Source organism: Pseudomonas sp. B26(2017) (assembly GCF_002113045.1).
Classification (GTDB): Bacteria; Pseudomonadota; Gammaproteobacteria; order Pseudomonadales; family Pseudomonadaceae; genus Aquipseudomonas.
The window spans coordinates 50,228-68,705 of record NZ_NEJJ01000019.1; the positions used below are offsets into that span (position 1 = coordinate 50,228).

18 protein-coding genes are annotated in these 18,478 nt (G+C 61.7%); 3 read left to right on the forward strand and 15 right to left on the reverse strand.

The features are described from left to right. Nucleotides 1–84 precede the first annotated feature (84 nt). From CAF79_RS24550 to CAF79_RS24560, 3 genes are all read right to left on the reverse strand, one after another. On the reverse strand, nt 85–1,059 hold the full coding sequence (locus CAF79_RS24550) for a hypothetical protein (RefSeq protein WP_085700709.1): 975 nt from the start codon (nt 1,057–1,059) through the stop codon (nt 85–87). 129 nt (nt 1,060–1,188) lie between these two features. Then, nucleotides 1,189–1,668, reverse strand: coding sequence for a DUF934 domain-containing protein (locus CAF79_RS24555; RefSeq protein WP_085700710.1), 480 nt, complete (start codon nt 1,666–1,668; stop codon nt 1,189–1,191). Continuing rightward, complete coding sequence (locus CAF79_RS24560) at nt 1,665–3,338, reverse strand: nitrite/sulfite reductase (protein ID WP_085700711.1); 1,674 nt, start codon at nt 3,336–3,338, stop codon at nt 1,665–1,667. The genes CAF79_RS24555 and CAF79_RS24560 overlap by 4 nt, the downstream gene beginning before the upstream one ends. A gap of 319 nt (nt 3,339–3,657) precedes the next feature. Between CAF79_RS24560 and ccoN the strand changes: the two genes are divergently transcribed. After that, entirely contained in the window at nt 3,658–5,085 is a 1,428-nt protein-coding gene (ccoN, locus tag CAF79_RS24570) for a cytochrome-c oxidase, cbb3-type subunit I (protein ID WP_085700712.1), read from the forward strand. 15 nt (nt 5,086–5,100) lie between these two features. Beyond that, the gene (locus CAF79_RS24575; protein WP_085700713.1) at nt 5,101–5,322 is read left to right on the forward strand and encodes a CcoQ/FixQ family Cbb3-type cytochrome c oxidase assembly chaperone; all 222 of its coding nucleotides are present in this window, start codon (nt 5,101–5,103) and stop codon (nt 5,320–5,322) included. Between the two features lie 66 nt (nt 5,323–5,388). Here CAF79_RS24575 and CAF79_RS24580 read toward each other — a convergent pair whose 3' ends face one another. Further along, nucleotides 5,389–5,907: a GNAT family N-acetyltransferase gene (locus CAF79_RS24580; RefSeq protein ID WP_085700714.1), complete on the reverse strand. Its 519-nt coding sequence runs from the start codon at nt 5,905–5,907 to the stop codon at nt 5,389–5,391. A gap of 380 nt (nt 5,908–6,287) precedes the next feature. Here CAF79_RS24580 and CAF79_RS24585 point away from each other — a divergent pair, with 380 nt between their 5' ends. Continuing rightward, a complete protein-coding gene (locus CAF79_RS24585; RefSeq protein ID WP_085700715.1) occupies nt 6,288–6,659 on the forward strand; it encodes a DUF6124 family protein in 372 nt (123 codons plus the stop codon). Nucleotides 6,660–6,822: 163 nt separating this feature from the next. Here CAF79_RS24585 and CAF79_RS24590 read toward each other — a convergent pair whose 3' ends face one another. From CAF79_RS24590 to CAF79_RS24640, 11 genes are all read right to left on the reverse strand, one after another. Beyond that, nucleotides 6,823–7,800, reverse strand: a complete 978-nt coding sequence (locus CAF79_RS24590; RefSeq protein WP_085700716.1) for a LysR family transcriptional regulator — start codon at nt 7,798–7,800, stop codon at nt 6,823–6,825. A gap of 171 nt (nt 7,801–7,971) precedes the next feature. Further along, a complete protein-coding gene (locus CAF79_RS24595) occupies nt 7,972–8,919 on the reverse strand; it encodes a peptidylprolyl isomerase (RefSeq protein ID WP_085700717.1) in 948 nt (315 codons plus the stop codon). After that, complete coding sequence (locus tag CAF79_RS24600) at nt 8,916–9,383, reverse strand: YbjN domain-containing protein (protein ID WP_085700718.1); 468 nt, start codon at nt 9,381–9,383, stop codon at nt 8,916–8,918. Before CAF79_RS24600 ends, CAF79_RS24595 begins: the two co-directional genes overlap by 4 nt. A gap of 29 nt (nt 9,384–9,412) precedes the next feature. Next, nucleotides 9,413–10,042: a DNA repair protein gene (locus CAF79_RS24605; RefSeq protein WP_085700719.1), complete on the reverse strand. Its 630-nt coding sequence runs from the start codon at nt 10,040–10,042 to the stop codon at nt 9,413–9,415. Between the two features lie 17 nt (nt 10,043–10,059). Next, the gene (locus CAF79_RS24610) at nt 10,060–11,757 is read right to left on the reverse strand and encodes a putative porin (protein WP_085700720.1); all 1,698 of its coding nucleotides are present in this window, start codon (nt 11,755–11,757) and stop codon (nt 10,060–10,062) included. Between the two features lie 39 nt (nt 11,758–11,796). Then, nucleotides 11,797–12,501 (reverse strand): energy transducer TonB, encoded by a 705-nt coding sequence (locus tag CAF79_RS24615; RefSeq protein ID WP_085700721.1) that lies wholly within the window; start codon nt 12,499–12,501, stop codon nt 11,797–11,799. Nucleotides 12,502–12,504: 3 nt separating this feature from the next. Then, the gene (locus CAF79_RS24620) at nt 12,505–12,930 is read right to left on the reverse strand and encodes a biopolymer transporter ExbD (RefSeq protein ID WP_007955109.1); all 426 of its coding nucleotides are present in this window, start codon (nt 12,928–12,930) and stop codon (nt 12,505–12,507) included. An 11-nt stretch (nt 12,931–12,941) separates the two neighbouring features. Next, nucleotides 12,942–14,741 (reverse strand): DUF2341 domain-containing protein, encoded by a 1,800-nt coding sequence (locus tag CAF79_RS24625; RefSeq protein WP_085700722.1) that lies wholly within the window; start codon nt 14,739–14,741, stop codon nt 12,942–12,944. A 14-nt stretch (nt 14,742–14,755) separates the two neighbouring features. After that, nucleotides 14,756–16,351, reverse strand: a complete 1,596-nt coding sequence (locus CAF79_RS24630; protein WP_085700723.1) for a ShlB/FhaC/HecB family hemolysin secretion/activation protein — start codon at nt 16,349–16,351, stop codon at nt 14,756–14,758. 71 nt (nt 16,352–16,422) lie between these two features. Next, nucleotides 16,423–17,034: a transposase gene (locus CAF79_RS24635; RefSeq protein ID WP_085700724.1), complete on the reverse strand. Its 612-nt coding sequence runs from the start codon at nt 17,032–17,034 to the stop codon at nt 16,423–16,425. A 186-nt stretch (nt 17,035–17,220) separates the two neighbouring features. Continuing rightward, the gene (locus tag CAF79_RS24640) at nt 17,221–18,429 is read right to left on the reverse strand and encodes a DSD1 family PLP-dependent enzyme (RefSeq protein ID WP_170929790.1); all 1,209 of its coding nucleotides are present in this window, start codon (nt 18,427–18,429) and stop codon (nt 17,221–17,223) included. Between the last annotated feature and the right edge of the window lie 49 nt (nt 18,430–18,478).

An 18,478-nucleotide genomic window follows, 5' to 3' on the forward strand; every position in this document is an offset into this window, starting at 1 on the left:
TGCGATCAGAAACGCCGACACTGGGCAATGCCGGGCCCGGACCTTTGAAAGGTCCGGGCCATCACAGGTACTTGAAGCTTCCTGCTACCAGCTCGAAGTCTCCCCGCTCCTCAACGCCATCTCCCGCCGGCTGTTTGCCCGCATCGCCTTGATCAGCGACACCGTGCCCACCAGCAAAATTGCCGCTCCGAACAGAAAATCGATGTTGTACAGCTGGAAATCCTGCACCGGCCCCACCAGCACAGTGCGTACCACGCCGATTCCCACCAGCGTGGCGAGGAAGTCGATCCCCGGTTCATCGCGATAGAACACCAGCAGCAACGGCAGGCAGAGCACCAGCAGCATCAACAGCACCACGACCTTGAACGAGCCTTTGCGCTCGACGCTGAACGCGCATTCGTGGGGGCCGTAGGCCTTGTAGTCTTCGTCGCGGATCATCGAGTTTTTCTCGTTGATGTAGTCAGCGCGGTTGTACTTCTGGATCGGCGTGAAGGTGTTGGACATCTCCATCAGCGTGGTGATGTTCTTGAAGCGCAGGTCGATACGCTCGCTGCCCTTGAGGTAATACAACACCGGTTTGTAGCCGTAGCGATAGGTGTCGAAGGGAAACTCGGTGACCCGGCCCTGAACGCTGATCGGGCGCGATTCGAGTTCGGCGAAGGCGCTCTTGTCGGTCGAGGCGAGGTTGCGGCTCAGGGGCAGGACTTTTACTTGCTCAAGGAAGATCGGCGTGACGCCGTAGGACCACTGCAACGGTTCCAGGCGCAGACGCAGTTCGTTGCGGCCCAGGTCATAGCGGTTGAAAGTACGTTCGGAGACCACCACCGCGCCGCTGAGCATGAACTCGCCACGCAGGTTGTTGGTGATGCGCAAGGTCAATTGATCCTTGCCCTGCAGCGCCGCTTGTGTGTTCGGCGGCGTGCCGCACCAGGCGGTGCTTTCGCCGACGCCACCGAGCTGACCGCCACGGTTTTCGTTGAACACATAGATGTAACCGGCCCACAGCGTCACCATCAGCAGCAACGCGGTGATGCCCAGAATTTTTTTGCCCGGACTCACTGATCAGACTCCCTTCTTCGTTCCGTCGTCCAGCCGAAAACCCGCTGGCGACGGGGACTCTACCAAAAGGCCACCATCGACCCAAGGGAAAATCCCCGATTCATCAGGGTTCTAGGGGTTTCCCCTGCATCACCTGCGCCGGAACAGCGGTCGCGGTTCGATCACCGAGCGCCCGTACAACACGCTCATCCCGGCCAGGCCCTTGAGCGCATCCTCGGCGGATTTATCCTCGCGCACCGCGAAGCTGTCGAAACCGCATTGGCGCATATGGCTGAGCTGGTCGCGCAGCACATCGCCAATGGCGCGCAACTCGCCTTTCCAGCCGAAACGGCTGCGCAGCAGATAGGCCTGACTGTAGGCGCGGCCATCGCGAAAGCTCGGGAAGTCGAGGGCGATCAACGGCAGCGAGGTCAGCCATGGCAGCAGGCTTTCGACGCCATCGTCGGGACCCAGCCAGACCGCATGGGTCGAGGGCGATTCAAGCCAGTGGGCCAGCGGCAGAATCAACATCCCGGCGCCGGGCTCCGTTTCAGGCGAGCGGATCAGCGTCCATGGATCGTCGAGCACGATCCGCGCCCCGCCCGCCTCCATGCGCAGCAGATTGTTCATGCCGGCACCTCCAGCGCTTTCGGGTAGATCCGTTCCTTGAACGGCTCCAGTCCGATGCGCGCCACGGTATCGACGAACAACTCTTCGGCCTCGCGATAACGGACGAAGGTGCCGATGATCCGCTCGATCACCTGCGGCACTTCAGCGGCGCTGAACGACGGACCGATGACTTTGCCCAGTGCGCTGTTCTTGCCCTGAGCACCGCCGAGGGTGATCTGGTACCACTCGCTGCCGTTTTTATCGACGCCGAGGATCCCGATGTTGCCGATGTGATGATGGCCGCAAGCGTTCATGCAGCCGGAAATGTTCAGGCTGATGTCGCCCAGATCGTGCAGGTAGTCGAGGTTGTCAAAGCGCGCCTGAATCGCCTGGGCAATCGGGATCGATTTGGCGTTGGCCAGCGCACAGAAATCCCCGCCGGGGCAGGCAATGATGTCGGTCAGCAGACCGACGTTGGCGGCCCCCAGGCCCTGCTCTTTCGCCAGTTGCCACAACGCAAAAAGCTCGGATTTGGGCACGTCCGGCAGGACGATGTTCTGCTCGTGGGCGATGCGTATTTCGCCAAAACCGAAGCGCTCGGACCAGTCGGCCACAGCCAGCATCTGCAAACCGGTCACATCCCCCGGTGGCGAAGCCAGGCCCGGTTTGGTCGACAGCACCACGCTGGTGTAGCCCGGCACCTTGTGCGGCTGCACGTTGCGCGCGACCCAGCGGGCGAACGCCGCGTTCTCGGCCAGGTGCGTGCCGAAATCCAGATCCGTATCCGCCAGCGTGCGATAGCTCGGCGGCACGAAAGCACTGGCGACTCGCAGGTATTCATCCTCCGTCAGTTGCGCCGGGCCGTCCTTGAGGTGTTGCCACTCTTCCTCGACCTCTTTGGCGAACGCCTCGATGCCCAGCGCCTTGACCAGAATCTTGATCCGCGCCTTGTACTTGTTGTCGCGACGGCCGTGGCGGTTGTAGACCCGCAGCACCGCCTCGACATAGGACAGCAAATGCTGCCACGGCAAGCCGTCGCGAATCTGCAAACCGAGGATCGGCGTGCGCCCCAGACCGCCGCCGACGATCACTCGCAAGAGCATCTGCCCGTCATGGCCGGGGTAAAGGTAGAGGCCGATGTCATGCATCATGATCGCCGCGCGGTCCTGCTTCGCCGAGCAGATGGCGATCTTGAATTTGCGTGGCAGGAACAGGAACTCCGGGTTGATCGTCGACCATTGCCGCAGGATCTCCGCCAGCGGGCGCGGGTCGATCAACTCGTCCGCCGCGACGCCGGCAAAAGCTTCGGTGGTGATGTTGCGTACGCAGTTGCCCGAGGTCTGGATCGCATGCATGTTGACCTGCGCCAGACGTTGAAGGATGTCCGGCACCTGGTGCAGCTCGATCCAGTTGAACTGCATGTTCTGCCGCGTGGTGAAGTGGCCGTAACCTCGGTCGTAGTCACTGGCGATGCTCGCCAATGTGCGCATCTGCTCGGCGCTCAGCGTGCCGTAGGGAATCGCCACCCGCAGCATGTAAGCGTGCTTTTGCATGTACAGGCCGTTCTGCAGGCGCAGCGGCAGGAATTCTTCTTCGCTCAACTCCCCGGCCATGAAGCGCTCGACCTGATCGCGAAACTGCGCAACGCGCTCGAACACCAGCGCCCGGTCGTAATCGTCGTATTGATACATCGGCTACCTCATCAGCACTCAGCACAAATCCTGTGGGAACGAGGCATCTAGAGATTGCGCGATCTGGCGCAATCTCTAGATGCCTCGTTCCCACAGATTCCTGAAAGCACTATGACGTTGCAGCGCAGCCCGTTACAGATTCAGCTGAACGCATAAAAACCGTATCAGGGCGCGTCAGATGGCCGCAGGCAGCGCCTGGATCTGATCCGCATAAATGAACAATTCCTGAGCCTGTTTTGTTTCCGGTGGGGTTTCTACAGTGCAGCTCGTGCCAGACCGGGTGGCCTGGCAAGACTTTGCAACCGTGGAAGAATTGACCATGAGCACAGCAACAATCGGACAGGCTTATAACTACAAGGTCGTCCGCCAATTCGTCATCGCCACTGTTTTCTGGGGTGTCGTGGGCATGGCGATGGGGGTATGGATCGCCTCGCAACTGGTATGGCCGGACATGAATCTGGACTTGCCGTGGACCACCTTCGGCCGCTTGCGACCGTTGCACACCAGCCTGGTGATTTTCGGTTTCGCCGGCAGCGCGCAATTTGCCGCCAGTTATTACGCGGTGCAGCGGACCTGCCAGGTGCGGCTGTACTCAGACAAACTCGCCGCGTTCACTTTCTGGGGCTGGCAGTCAGTGATCGTGATCATGCTGGTCAGCCTGCCGATGGGCTACACCACCACCAAGGAATACGCCGAAATCGAATTCTCCGGCGCGGTCTGGATGGCCGTGGTCTGGGTTGCATACGCCATCGTGTTTTTCACCACCGTGGTGCAGCGCAAGACCAAACACATCTACGTCGGCAACTGGTTCTTCGGCGCATTCATTCTGGTGATCGCCATGCTGCACGTGGTCAATCACCTGTCGATCCCGGTGGACTGGTTCAAGTCCTATCCGGTGTATTCCGGCGCCACCGACGCCATGGTGCAGTGGTGGTACGGGCACAACGCGGTGGGCTTCTTCCTGACCACCGGGTTCCTCGGGATGATGTATTACTTCGTGCCGAAACAGGTCAATCGGCCGGTGTATTCGTACCGCCTGTCAATCGTGCACTTCTGGGCGTTGATCACCCTGTACATCTGGGCAGGTCCCCACCACTTGCATTACACCGCGCTGCCTGACTGGGCGCAGTCGTTGGGGATGGCGATGTCGCTGATCCTGCTCGCGCCGAGCTGGGGCGGCATGATCAACGGGATGATGACGCTGTCCGGCGCCTGGCATCAGTTGCGCACCGACCCGATCCTGCGTTTCCTCGTCCTGTCGCTGGCGTTCTACGGCATGTCGACCTTCGAAGGCCCGATGATGGCGATCAAGACCGTCAACGCCCTCTCCCACTACACCGACTGGACCATCGGCCACGTCCACGCCGGCGCCCTTGGCTGGGTGGCGATGATCACCTTCGGGGCGACCTATCACATGGTGCCGAAAGTCTTTGGCCGTGAGCGGATGCACAGCACGCCGCTGATCAACCTGCACTTCTGGCTGGCGACCATCGGCACCGTTTTGTACATCGCTTCGATGTGGGTCAACGGAATTACCCAGGGCCTGATGTGGCGGGCGATCAACGAGGACGGCACGCTGACTTATTCGTTCGTCGAGGCGCTGCAGGCCAGCCATCCCGGGTTTGTGGTGCGGTTTGCAGGCGGGGTGTTCTTCCTCAGCGGCATGCAGCTGATGGCCTACAACGTGTGGCGCACGGTGCGGGTGGCGGATGTTGCAATTGCCCACCGTGAAGCGCAGATCGCCTGATAAAGGGAGCCGGTCATGTTCGATGTTTTCTTGAATGTGCTGGGTGTGCTGTTTCTATGGTTGGCGGTTGAGTACTGCTTGCGCCATGAAACGGCTGAAAGCCTGGATGAGGCGAGTCTGACGCCGTTTGCGGATGATCCGGAGGTGGCGCGGCGGGTTGAGCTGGCCACCGGCAAGACCGTGAAAGCGGTAGCGCCGGAGGTGGCAAAGCCGGGGTGGGTCAATCTCGAAATGTGAGCTACTTCCGTTGATGTTGATCGTTCCCACGTCGAGGCGTCGAACCGTCTGCGTGGGAACGATCTTTCAAACCTTTGGCGTCTGGCGCAGACGCGCCATGCTCAGGGTGTCGACCCATTGCCCGTCACGCACGGCGTAATCGCGGAACAGCCCTTCGGTTTCGAAGCCGAACTTGCGATAGAGGCCGATGGCCGCCTCGTTGTCGGCGTACACCGAAAGCTCGACCCGGTGCAGGTTCATCCAGTTGTCGGCAACATCCAGCGCCGCCGCCATCAGTTTCGTCCCCACCCCCTTGCCTTGCCAGGCCACCGCAACACTCAGCCCGATGCTGCCGGCATGACTGCGACGAATCCGGGAAAAAGCCTCCAGCCCCAGATAACCGATCACCACCCCTTGGTGCAGTGCCACCAGTTTCAACACCCGCTCGCTGTCCGGCATCAGGCGCTGGCGCCAGATCTCGGAGGATTGAAACGGCATCTGCAACACTTGCCGCGCTAACGCCGGGTCGTTGTAGAGCGCGGTGACGCCTTCAAGATGGCATTCGTTGAAGCGTTCGAGATCAATCGCGGGGTTGTGCTCAAGCATGAACGATCCCTCCTGGATCAGTGCGTGGCCGGTCAATGTAAACCGCTTCCTCACGGATTCGCCATGCCTGTTTAAAGCCGTTGACCGAAACTTCCAGCAAGCCACAACGCCTTGCGCCATTGCCTACGCATCCGCCAGAATCCGCCGGCTTGTGTGCCTTGGGGGCCGACTCTATCGTTTCCGGGTCGCTGATGAATCAGTGATCGGGTCTCGCAGCCCGCGATCTCTAGACGCACAACACCCTCCAGTTTTATGGCGGCTGTACGTGGGAGACCCTCGGGTCTGCCGGTTCTAGAGTCCCGGTCTGCGACCCGCGTATAGCTGCCACCCCTTCGTATCGCAGCGAATCGTGGCGGCTCCATGACTCTGGAGATTCAATCATGATCAAACCAACACCCAATCCACCCGAAACCGACCCGACCTCGCCCTACGAAACCCTCGATTCCAAGAAATTCCACGAAGCCGCCGAACGCGCCCTCGATCACTACCTCAATCCGTTCCACCCCAGAAAACCGCTGCTCAAATCCAACACCCGCTACCTCATCGCCCCCGGCATCCCGAGCGAAGAACTGCTGGCCGACGCCTGCGATACCCTGACCTCGGCCAAAACCATGGCCAGCGATTTCGCCGGGCTGGTGGACGGCTCGCATCGGCATGTGCTGCTGGGGATTGCGCAATTGATCATGCTGGGGGAACTGGCGGTGAACCGGGCGCTGGATAATCTGGAGTTGAAGACTGAGGCGCCGCTTTAATTCGATGATCGTTCCCACGTCGAGGCGTCGAACCGTCTGCGTGGGAATGCAGCCCGGCACGCTCCGCGCCCCTTCCGGAGCTGGAACGCGGAGCGTCCCTTGAGGCATTCCCCCGCGGACGGTTCGACGCCTCGACGTGGGAACGATCTATAAACCTGCGTAGTTATTCGAACCACTCCTGTCGCTCATTGAACGTGCGTTGAATCAACTCCACCAAAACCTGCACCTCCCCGACCTCCTGCGATTCACTGTTCACCGCCAACCACGCCTGCAACCGCATCGCCTCGTCAAACAACCCCGGCAACGCCACCAGCCCGCGATCAAACCGGCTCATGTACATCGGCAACAAACCAATGCATGCGCTGCACCGGATCATCTCCAGCATCAGCTCGTAGGACTGCATCTGCACCACTCCGGCCAGGCGCTGTTCGACCAGATTGTTCCAGGGCCGGAAGCTGTCGATCTGCCGGTCATGCTGCCATTGCACCAGCATGAAATCGGCAAGATCATCCGGGCTTTCCGGGCGTGCGGTCACGCGGGAGTAGCGTTTGGCGATGTGCGGCTGATATTCCAGTTGCGCGAGGCGTTGCGGTTCGCTGGTGGCGAAGGTCGGGCCGGGGTGCGGGGTTTCGCCGTGGGCGAGCCACAGCACGATGTCGGCGCTGACGGCGCGCAGGGCCAGTTCGCTGTCGAGGGCGATGATCTCCAGGCGCACGCTGGCGTTGCGGCGCAGCAGTGCGATGAGGTCGCGTCCGAGGATGTCGTGCAGGATCGATTCGGCGACCGCCAGCCTGATCAGGGGCTGCTCGATCACCGGGAGTTTGCGTTCGTGGGCCAGGGCCACCAGTTGCGCCTGCAATTGCTGGCCTTCGCGGGTCAGGCTGAGAGCGCTGCCCTGGAAGCTGAACAGCGCACATTGCAGTTGTTGTTCGAGTTGCGCCAGTTGTTTGCGCAGCAGGGTCGAGCGCACGTTGAGGCTGCGGGCGGCCTGCATGAAGCAGCCGCACCGTGCGCTGACCAGAAAGTATTGCGCGACGTCACTGTCGAGCGTCGCGGCTTGCGCCAGCCAGGGTTCATCCTTGTCCTTGGGCCAGCGAAATTCTGCGCTGCTTTGTCGTGCTGCGGGTTCGGTGAATGACATCGATGACTCCCTGTCGATCTTTGTTGTTTGCCTTTGCATAAATCCATTGTGGGAGCGAGCTTGCTCGCGAAGGCATCGGCACACGCAACATCTCATTGCCAGATACACCGCTTTCGTCGGAACGCCGCCCGGAGCAAGCTCGCTCCCACAGGGTTCAGTGGTGAGTCTGAATTACAGTTTTTCCTCCAGCACTTTATTGAGCTCGGCTCCGTCGATGCTCAGCGTCGCGGTGTTGAGCATGCCGTCCAGATACGCCTGGGCGATCTGCTCCTGACGTTGAGCCCGCAAGGCCTGGGTCAGTTGATCGCGCAGTTCGTCGAGGGTCGCGATACGGGCCGGTTGCTGTTCGGTGAGTTTGATGACGTGGAAACCGGCGCTGCTTTGAACGGGATCGGACACCGCGCCAACCTTGAGTCGCGCCACGGCACCACGCACTTGCGGCACCAGTTGCTGCAACGGTTGCAGGCCGGTGTCACCGCCACGGTCAGCGGTCAGGCGGTCCTGGGAAAATTCCTTGGCCAGCGCTGCAAACTCCGCCGGGGTTGCCTGGGCTTTCTTGCTCAATTCCGTAGCCTGCTTGCGCACGGTTTCAAGATTCTGCGGCTCGTTCACCCCGAGGAAAATCTGGCTGACCCGATACAGCGCCGGCGTCTGCCAGTTGGCCTTGCCCGCGTCATATGCCTGCTGCAACTCGGCGTCGCTCGGATAGTCCGCCGGCACCTGGCTCACCGACTGCAAATAGTCGCGGAACACGATCTGCTCGGTGGCGGCACGGGTTTGCCGAACCACGTCCGGACGTTGCGCCCAGCCTTGGGCGTCGGCCTGTTCCAGCACGGCTTTTTCGGCCAGGCGTGAACGTATCCAGCGCTCCAGCGCCTCACGATTGCCGCGCAGTTGTTCGCGGGTCTGGGGCGGTACGGCGGCCAGCAGCGCCTGCAATTCTTCCGGCGAAACCTGCTGATTGCCTAATCTGGCCACTGCCGGTCCATTGTTCGCCGCAATCACCGGCGCCGGTTGCTGGGCGGCGACCGGGTCATTGCCCGGCCGCACCACCAGCGCCACGGCCACCACCAACAGCGCCACCGCAGCGGCGCTGATTACCATGGCAGGTTTCGTCACAGCGCAACTTCCTCTTGCTCAACCTTTGGAGCCTGAGCGGCAGCGGCGTTCTGGGTGAAATCACGCAGGTAAACGATGAATTCCTGCAACAGACGGTCCCACAATTCCAGGTTGCCGCGCAGGTGATCGTTGCTGACGCCAGCGGCCACCACCACGTCCATTTCCATCACCAGAAACTCGCCCTGCAACGACAACCGGGCAAAGCGGCGGGTCGCGTTCCACTGCTCGGCCACACCGGCCGGCAACTCACCCTGCACGCGCAAGGCGCAGCTGAAGGTGAAGTCGACGTAGCTGCCCTGTTCCGCCACCGCCGGGTTGCCGAAACGCACGGCGTAACCGATGCCCTGGCTGGCGCTGAGCAACTGGACGATGCCGTTCTGTTCGGTCTGGTTGACACGATAACCGGCGGCTTGCAGCACGTCGGTCAGGGATTGCGGGGATACGTGGGAGATCAATTGAGTCATTACGTCTTCCTTGTCCATGAGTCTTTTAATCAGTGCGCAATCGCGGCTTGCGGCGCATCGAATTGAGTCTTGTACAGTTCATCGCCAAAACCCTGAGCCAGTTCATCGAACTTGACCCGGGCGCTGCCGGCGAAGGGCTGGCGGATCTTCATCACCTCGGCCACATCGATGTTTTCGTAGGCGCTGAGAATCTGCTTGGCCACGCCGTACATCTGCTGATTTTTGACCGAACATTGCTGCACTTGTGTGTCACGTTCAGTCAATTGCGCTTGAAGCTTAGACCGTTCTGCCTCTTTGGCACGGGCCAGGACCAACAGCTCTTCGTAGGCCTTCTTGAACTTGCCGGTCTGCTCGTTGCTGGCCGCGACTTGCGCCTGGGCCTGGCTGTGCAAGGTTTGCTGCTGCCCGGCCAGTTGCTCGGCAAGGCCTTTGGCCTTGGCCAGTTCGGCGGTCAATTGCTTGATTTGCGCCTGGGCAGCCTTGGCTTCGTTCTGCGCCGCCAGTTGCGCGGCGCTGGCCTGGGCCTGCTGGCTTTGCAGGGTTTGCAGCTGCTGGGTGGTGCTGCGCAATTGCGTGCGCAGGCGTTCCTCCATGCCTTCGGCGCTCGCCCCGGTGGCGATCAACATCCCGAGCCCAAGCCATAAAAAGCGGATTTTCATAACCCTCTCCCGGCGCTCTAGAAGCGCGTGTTGATCTCAAGCTGCATGACGTCGACGTCGAACGGCGCACCGTACACCGCCTCGGTGCTCATCCAGCGGCCGGTGGCGTAAACGTTCTTTGCCAGGCCGTAGTTGCCGCCGAGGATATAGCCCTTGGCGTTGGTGCCGCCGAGGTGAAAGGACGAGTCGTTGAAGCCATCCGGCAAGGCATCCGGCTGGATGTACTTGTAGCCGGCGAACAGGTTCCAGTCGCCCTGCTTCTTCAGCTCCAGCGCGTTGCCGAGGGTGAACTGGACCATCCACGCATTGGCGCCGCTTTCGATGTTGCCGCTGCTGTCGAGGTTGTTGACCAGTTGCCCGGCCGAACGCTTGCGCATGTCGCCTTCGTCGTAGCCGAGATTGTGGATGTAGTTGCCCTGGCTGCGCAGTTTGAAGTCTTCCGGCAGGTCGGCGTCCCACACCACGTTGAGGTCCAGCAGGTTGAACTCGGACGCCAAGCCAACGAACTGAGGTTGCGGCGTGGTGCTCGGGTTGAGCGGGTTCGGCGTGATGTCACGCAGCAGAAACACGCTGTTGCCCTTCTGCATGAACGCTGCGCGGGTGCCGTCGCTGTCGCAGCCCGGTGCGCCGGCCCACGGTTCGCAAGGACTGGAGCGCTGGCCTTCGATGTCGTCGAAGCGGTAGTAGGCCAGCGCGCCTTTCAAGCGGTTGTTGCTGTTGATCGCCCATTTGGCGCCGATTTGCGCGCCGTACAGCCATTTGTTATCGCTTTCTTCCTTGTCGAAGCCGTTGCTGGTGGTGGTGTCGTTGGTGTAGTCCACCGGGAACGCGCCGAGGGTGCCGAACACGCCCCAGTCGCGGTTGAGCTTGTGGTCGAAGATGGCCGCCACGCCGTCGAAGTTGAGGTCGTTGGAATACAGCATGTCGGTGGACAGGAACGGGTTGGCGAAGCGGCCACCGGTCAGGGTCAGCTCATCCGACGGCTTCCAGGTCAGGTAACCCTGATCGAGCCAGATGTCCTTTTTCGAGAAGCCACCGCCGAGGTTCTGGGTGGTCGACACCGGGTTGTTGTCCGAGCCGGTGCCGATGCGGATGCCGGCGGTCCATTGCGGTGAAATCTCCGCTTTCATGCCCAGCCGTGCGCGCAGGCGGAACAGGTTTTCGCGGTCTTCGCGGGTGTTGAGCAACGGCGGCAACGCGGTGCTGCTGTTTGGATTCACGTCGTAAGGGCCGTTGTTGTTGAGCTTGGCAAAGTCGACGATTTCGTTGCTGTTGCTGCCCGAGTAGTAGCGCGATTCGTCACGCAGACGAATGTCACCGTCAAAGCTGATGCGTGACGCCCAGTCCGGGAAAGTGTTGGGCGCGGCCCAGTTTTCCTGTTTGGCGGTGGCCATGACTTCGGCCTTGACCTGATCACGGATCTGGTCGCGCACCGCCGCCGGCACGTATTGCACCCGCACATCGCCCGGTGCCGCGACCGGCCCGGCGGCCACAGCGGTGGACGCCGCAGCCTGCTTGGCCTGGGCCGCTTCGTTCTGGGCCTGGGCGATCAGTGCGTCGGCCTTGTCCTGTTTCAGAATGCCCTGCTCGACCAGCAAGCGGATCAGATTGATCGTGGCGTTCTCCGAGGGCGCAGGCGCTGCCGCGGCCTGACCGACCAGGGTCGCGATGACCATGCCGACCGCCAGGGACAATCGATTCACGTTGGAAATCATCTGCACACAACTCCTTTTCATACAGCTTTATGAATTCAGTTAACCCGGACGCCGCCCTTGCAGGGACATGCGCACAGGCAAGGTGATGGAGGCCGGTGGCCGTTCGCTTAAAGCGGGCGCGTTGCGCAGCGCGGCGAGCACTTGCGTATCGATCTCGGGGTTGCCGCTGGACTTGATCAGCTCGACCCGGGTGATCTCGCCGACACTGCTCAGCCACACATCGGCCTGCAGCGAAAACGCCAGGTTGCGCAGGTCGGGGTTTTCGCGCAGCAGCTTCTGGAAGGTGAACGCTAGGAACTGGCTGTAGGTGCCGTTGCCCAGTCGCCCACCGCCGGCGCCGGCCATGCCGCCGCCCTTGCCCGCGCCGATGTTGAACGCGTCGCTGCCGCTCTGGGCGTCGCCGTCGATCTGCATCGGGTTGGCCAGGTCGTCGGCCGGCGATGGCGGTGCTTCCTCTTCAGGCTTGACCTCTTGCGGCTCCGGCGTTGGCTCGGGCTCGACGACTTTTTCCTCGACCGGGGTTTCCGGCTCCGGCGGTTTTTCCGGCGGCGGAGGTGGCGGTGGCGGCAAGGGAATGATCGTCGGCACCTTCGGCGCTTCCCGACGGATACCGCTCATGTCGTTGGCCCACTGCCACAGGAACCACGCGGCGAGCGCACCGAGGATCAGCCCGGCGCCCCACTTCACGTAGCGCAGTGGCGACTTCTTCACCGGTAAAGGCTCGATTGGCAGTTGTGCAGTCATCACTCAGCCCTGCGTCGGTTTGCCGGTAACGAGACCGACCTGGGACAGTTCGAGCCGGCGCAACAGATCCAGCACTTCGATGACCTTTTGGTATTGCACCGTGGCATCGCCGCGCACGATCACCGGGAAGTCCGGGTTCTGCGCCTTCTCGATGCGCAGGCGTTCTTCCAGCTCCGGCAGCGTCACCGGGTAGGCGTCGAGGAACACCTGGCCGCCGTCGTTGACCGAAATCGCCTTGGTCTTGGCCTCGGACAGCGACACGGCGGCGCTGGCCTTGGGCAGGTTGATCTGGATCCCGGAGACCTGCGCGGTGGCGGTGAGGATGAACATCACCAGCACCACCATCAGCACGTCCACCAGTGGCGTGATGTTGATGCTGTCCACCGCTGCATCTTCGTCATCGTCGTGGGAGGCATTTACGGACGCCATGTCAGTGCTCCTCAGGCCGGTACGGAGTGATTGGCGTGATGACCGCGCTGATGCGCCGCTTCACTGGACTGGCCTTCGCCGTGCATCTCCGCCAGACGGGTGATGAACTCGTCGACGAACACACGCATGTCGGCGCTGACTTCCTTGTTGCGAGTGATCAGGCGGTTGTAGCCAAACAGCGCCGGGATCGCGACGAACAGGCCCATGGCGGTAGCGAGCAATGCTGCCGCCATGCCTGGCGCGATGGCGTTGATGTTGACGTCACCGGCCATGGCCGTGCCGAGGAACACCACCATGATCCCCAGCACGGTGCCGAGCAGGCCGATGTACGGGCCGCCGGCGATGGCGTTGGACAGGGTCGAGAGTTTCGAACTCAGTTGCTGGTTTTCCCGGGTGCGCACGCCGTCCATGGAGCAGCGGATCGCTTCGATGGTCGCCGCCGAAACCGACGAGGTATCGGCGCCCTGCTCGCGGCGGGTGCGGATCTCTTTCACCGCCACCTGATACAGGCGCCACAGCGGCGAATGTTGCAAGCGCTGGGCGAGCTGGGTGTCGTCGGCGAACATTTCCAGGCGAGTGCCGACCTTGGCGAATTGCACGCGGAAGTCTTCGTTGGCGGCGGTGACGCGGCTGAGGGTGCGGTTCTTGCGCAGCATGATGATCCACGACTGGAACATCATCAGCACCAGCACCGCGATGATCACCCAGGCATCCACCGGCACGGCGTTGAGCAGGAAACCGAGGCTGCCGAAACCGAAGCCGGACTGTTCTTCATCGACGCCGTAAGCCACCAGTTTCGACTCGGCGCCCTGGGAAGTGGCGTCAGCCAGCAACAGCGGCGCCGGACGGGCGACTTTCGACAGACGCAGCTCATCGATGGCACCCACGAACGGCTGGAAAGGACCTTCATGCAGATCAGCGCCGATGGCCATGACCGAGTTGAACGCCGGCATCGCCTGAGCCAGTGCCGCGCCTTCGCGACCGTTGATGTACAGCGTCACTTTCGCGCCTTCGGCGGTCAGTGCGACGTGCTGCCATTGGCCGGGATTCAACGGTTGCGTGGCGACGGCGCGCTGGCCGTCGATTTCCACGAACGGTACGCCCTGATTCACACCGACCAGCAGGCTGTGGGCGCCTTCGCGACGGGCCAGAATCAGTTGCTCGCCGTTAGCCTGATCCAGTCGCAACCAGGCACTGAAGGTGAACGCGCTGCCGGCGTTGTGCTGCAGCGACGGACTGGCCGGCAACAGCAACGGCTGGCCGCTGAACTGCAAGGCCCGCCCTACTACACCGTCAATCGCGCTGCCAGTGGCGCTCTGCGCGGTGTTGCCGTAGGCGGTGGTGTCTTTCGCCGGGGTACCGGTGGCGCCCTCAAAGTGATAGAGCGCGGTGTAATTCGGATCGAACGTGAGTTGGCCGTTGCCGGTGGCCGGGGCTTTCTGGTTGCCGTAGTACATCCAGATGTCCTGACGCTGACCGCCCTCGACATTCGGCACGTCGACCCAGATCAGCGCCATGCCCATCAGCGCGTCGAAGCTTTCGATCTGGTGGTTGAGCACGGTCTTGTCATCGGCGGCGACGAAACGCAGGTCCGAGCCGTCCTCTTTCACGCCGTCAAACGTGAAGTTGCCGGTGTGCAGGCGCACCAGCAGCGCGGTGCGGCCAAGGGCCTGATTGATCGCGGCGCCTTGCGGCGTGGTGTCGACGGCGATCTGTTTGCGGTAATGCCAGTCGTCCTGCCACCAGGCCTGAGCCGTGGCCGGGAGCACAAAGCCCAGGCAGATCAACAACGAAAGGAAAAGGCGCTGCATGGAGGTGCTCCTTGTTAGAAAGTGGCCTGAAGGTTGAAGTGCAGGCGCGATTCCTGTTTCGAGGTGTTCGGCCCTTCGAGTAGCGGGTAGCCCCAGTCGAGGCTGCCGGACAGCCATTTGCTCAGGCTGGCGCGGGTGCCGAGGCCGACGCTGGCCAGGGCGTAATTGGCGTCCTGATCCGGCAGTTCGTCGCGCAGATAAAGTTGCGCGCCCTCGGCGAAGGCGTAGAAGCGCCAGTCCTGCATCCAGCCGCCGACGTACTTGGCCAGCGACGGTGTGCGCAGTTCTTCGCTCAGCAGAAAGCCGTCATCGGCGGTACGTTCAGCGGCCAGATAGCCGCGCACCGAAGTCGCACCGCCGGCGGAGAATTGTTCGTTGGAAACCAGTGGCCCCGACGCCAGCTGGAACGCGGCTTTGCTTGCGCTCTGCCAGTCGCTGTCGAAGGTCCAGGTGAAATTGGTATCGCCCTTGAGCACGGCGAAACTCGGGTTGGCGCGGTAGCGTTTGTAGTCGAAGTCTTCGTCGGAGCTGCCGTAACCGAAGAAGCTTCGAGTGGCCGCGACCAGGCTCAGGCCGAGGCCGAGCTGGCTCTTTTCGCTGTAGCGATAGCCGTTGTAGGCGAAGGTGAACGGCGCGTATTTGAGCGGCACCTTGTCGCTTTCGCCGGACAGGGTCAGGCGCTCGTCGAAGTCTTTGAAATCGATGCCGGCCGACAGCGAGTTCGACCAGTTGCCGCTGGACGGGATCGTGTAGATCGCCGCTAACCCGTAGGAATGGCCCTTGCCGAGCACGTTGCTGCCGCCGAGGGTGGCGACGTTGCTGTCGGACTGATAACCGGAGAACTGCACGCTCCAGCGCTCGGTCAGCGGCGCGGTGTAGGAGCCCGACCAGACCTTGGCATTGTCGGTTTCCTGGGGCGCGGTGAAGAACGTCAGGTTGACGCTGTGCCCCAACTGCCAAAGATTGTTGTAACCGAGGCTGGTGACAGTACGCAGTTTTTCGGTGTCGGCGCTGTAGTCGTTGTTCAGGCCGACGCTGGCGGTCCACGGGTTCTGGTCTTCAACTTGCAGATCGACGTCCATGGTGCCGGGGCGCTGACCTTCGCGCACCAGCGGCATCACCTGCCGGCCCGGGGTCTTGTTGAGTTGCGCCAGTTCGCCCTGGACCTTGGCGAAGTCCGGCACCTCGCCTTCCTTCAGCGCCGGGACGTTGTCGCGGATGTCCAGCGGCGAATAGTGTTTGGCGCCGACCACCCGCACCCGGCCGACCTTGGTTTCGCTGACTTGCAGATAGACGATGCCGTCGGCCACCGCTTGCTCCGGCAGCTCGACGAACACCGATTGATAGCCACGTTCCTGATAGACCTTCTGCAAGGCGTCCCGCGCACCTTCGATGTCGCTCAGGGCTTTTTGCGGGCCGAGGAACGGGTACACCGCTTCTTCGATGGCCCGCGCATCGAGCACAGTGTTGCCGCGCACGAAGTATTCGTTGACGTCCACCAGCCGCTGCGCACCTGCGTTTGCGGCCTCCTCGGCGAACGCCGGCTGCACGCCGGCCGTCACCAGCAGCCAGCCCCACAGCGCCAGCCGTGACGTGAAAATCTGCTCCACACTACCCCCTGAAATTCGCGATGACCTGTTGGCGCTCATGCGCCTTGCGTGTGCATCAATGACTGGCGTTGTTAATTGCTGACGTGCGGGCCCCCGGTGTGCTTGCCCAGCCAGGTGTGCAGCAGCGCGAAGTTCAGCGAGAACTCGGGCATTTGCAGCAGCGCGCCGCAGAACACTTCACCGATGATTTTCTGGATGAGCTGCACCGCCCGCGGCTCGTTGAGCAGCGTGGCGATGTCGCGACTGAGGACGTTGAAGCTCCAGACTTTCTGGTTCAGGCCGAGGCCGACAAACCAGCGGAACAGCAGGTTGTAATTGAGCTGTTCATAGAGCTGCTGCTCGCTGGGCACCGAATACAGCAGTTGCAGCAGCAGGATATGCATGACCGTCTGCGGGGCGATCAGCATGCCGGGTTGGGCATCGAGGTCGTGCAGGAGGTCGCGATGGGCGTCGAGCAGGTCATCGATCTGCGGGCGCAGCAGCACCAGCGAATGACCCGGCGGAATATAACTGGAGACCTCTTTCAAGGCGCCCTGCCAGTCATCCTGCGACACGATCCAGACCCACGGCGCACCGTAGCGATACACCGAAACCGGCTTCTTGCGCGCGGCTTCAACGATCTTCGACAGGCGTTGATCGAGTTCCTGCATGCCTACTTTCGAGTAGCGTTCCATAGTCCCCATTGCCTCACTCCCGGCGTCCCGCCTCGGCTTGTGAAAAGCGCCCAAAGGGCCCCTCAAGCGCGTTACATAGGCATGACCGGACTGGCGATGTGCTACCGAACTTTTGTCATAAAAGCTTCATTACGGAAATCGAATGAGGTCGATCAGGCACCATAAATACCTGTGGGAGTGAGCTTGTTTTATTGGTCAGGAATAAACCGGCCAGGTATCGACGATCTTGCCGCCACGTACCGCCAGCAAATCACCGAATTGCAGGAGGACGGCTTCGGTCTGGGTCGGTCGCAGAAAGACTTGATCCTCCACCGTCAGCCCCACGGCATTCGAACCATTGACCATCTCCTGATTCGAGCTACGGCCGTAAACGCCATTGCTTTGAAGCCCCGGCGGCGATTCGAACTCGGCCATCCAGTTACCGCCGTAGATGAAGAAAGTCTGGCGCTGGTTGGTGTCCCACCACGAAAACAGTTTCGACTTGTCATCCAGCGCCGGGATGTTTACTGCTCCGGTGCTTTTCAACACCGGCGTGGCGATGTACGCGGCGGGTTCGTGTTCAACCAGAGAAGGCAAGTCGTAATGAGTCGGCTTGAGCATCGCCGTGCCCACCGACACCTCAGTGCTCAGGTGCTCGTTTTCATGCATGCGGTAACTCGGGCTGCCGGCAGTGTTCAGGCACAAGCCGTCGTGCCAGAGCGCCGGGTATTGCTGCCGGATAAAGTCGACGCAGCGCTGATAAATCACCATCACCCTGGCGAACAGTTCCTCGGGCGAACCGAGAATCCTCGGCACACCCATACCCACGAACGGGTCGTAGCCCATGAACCCGGCGAATTCCAGATGCTGCGGGTTGGCGGCGATCAGCGCGAGCATTTGCCCGAGCACGTTCAGATCGCTGACGCCGCCCCGGTGCAGGCCGACGTCCAGTTCGATGTTGATCCGCATGCGGGTGCCCAAGCCCTGGGCCAGCGCGAGGTATTGCTGCAAGCGTTCGGGGTTGTCGATCAGCCATTGCAGTTGTTTCGCCGGGTCGAACGGGCCTTTGTGGGTCTGGTAGAAAATCTCCGCCGAACGCACCGGTAGCGGCTTGCCGAGCAGGATGTCCGAATGCGGAAACATCACCGCATCATGATTGAGAAACGGCTGATGAAATGACATCAGTCGTTGCGTCCCTGCCCGTTGGCCGATGTAGCTGAGCAGGCCCGGTGACGGCAGGGATTTCTCCACCAGCCTCAACTGCTTGCCCGCACGATTGACCGAACGCATCACCACGTCGATGTTGTGGTCGAGGCGATCCAGATCGATCAGCAACACCGGGCGCATCGGGCCTTTGCTCTTGAGTTCATTGTTCAGCGCCCGGAAATAGTCGCTGTAAGGCCCGCCGCGATCCCCCGGCCGCAGCCATGCGCCAACCCCCACCAGCAAAGCGCCGACACCCAAAGTCCCGAGC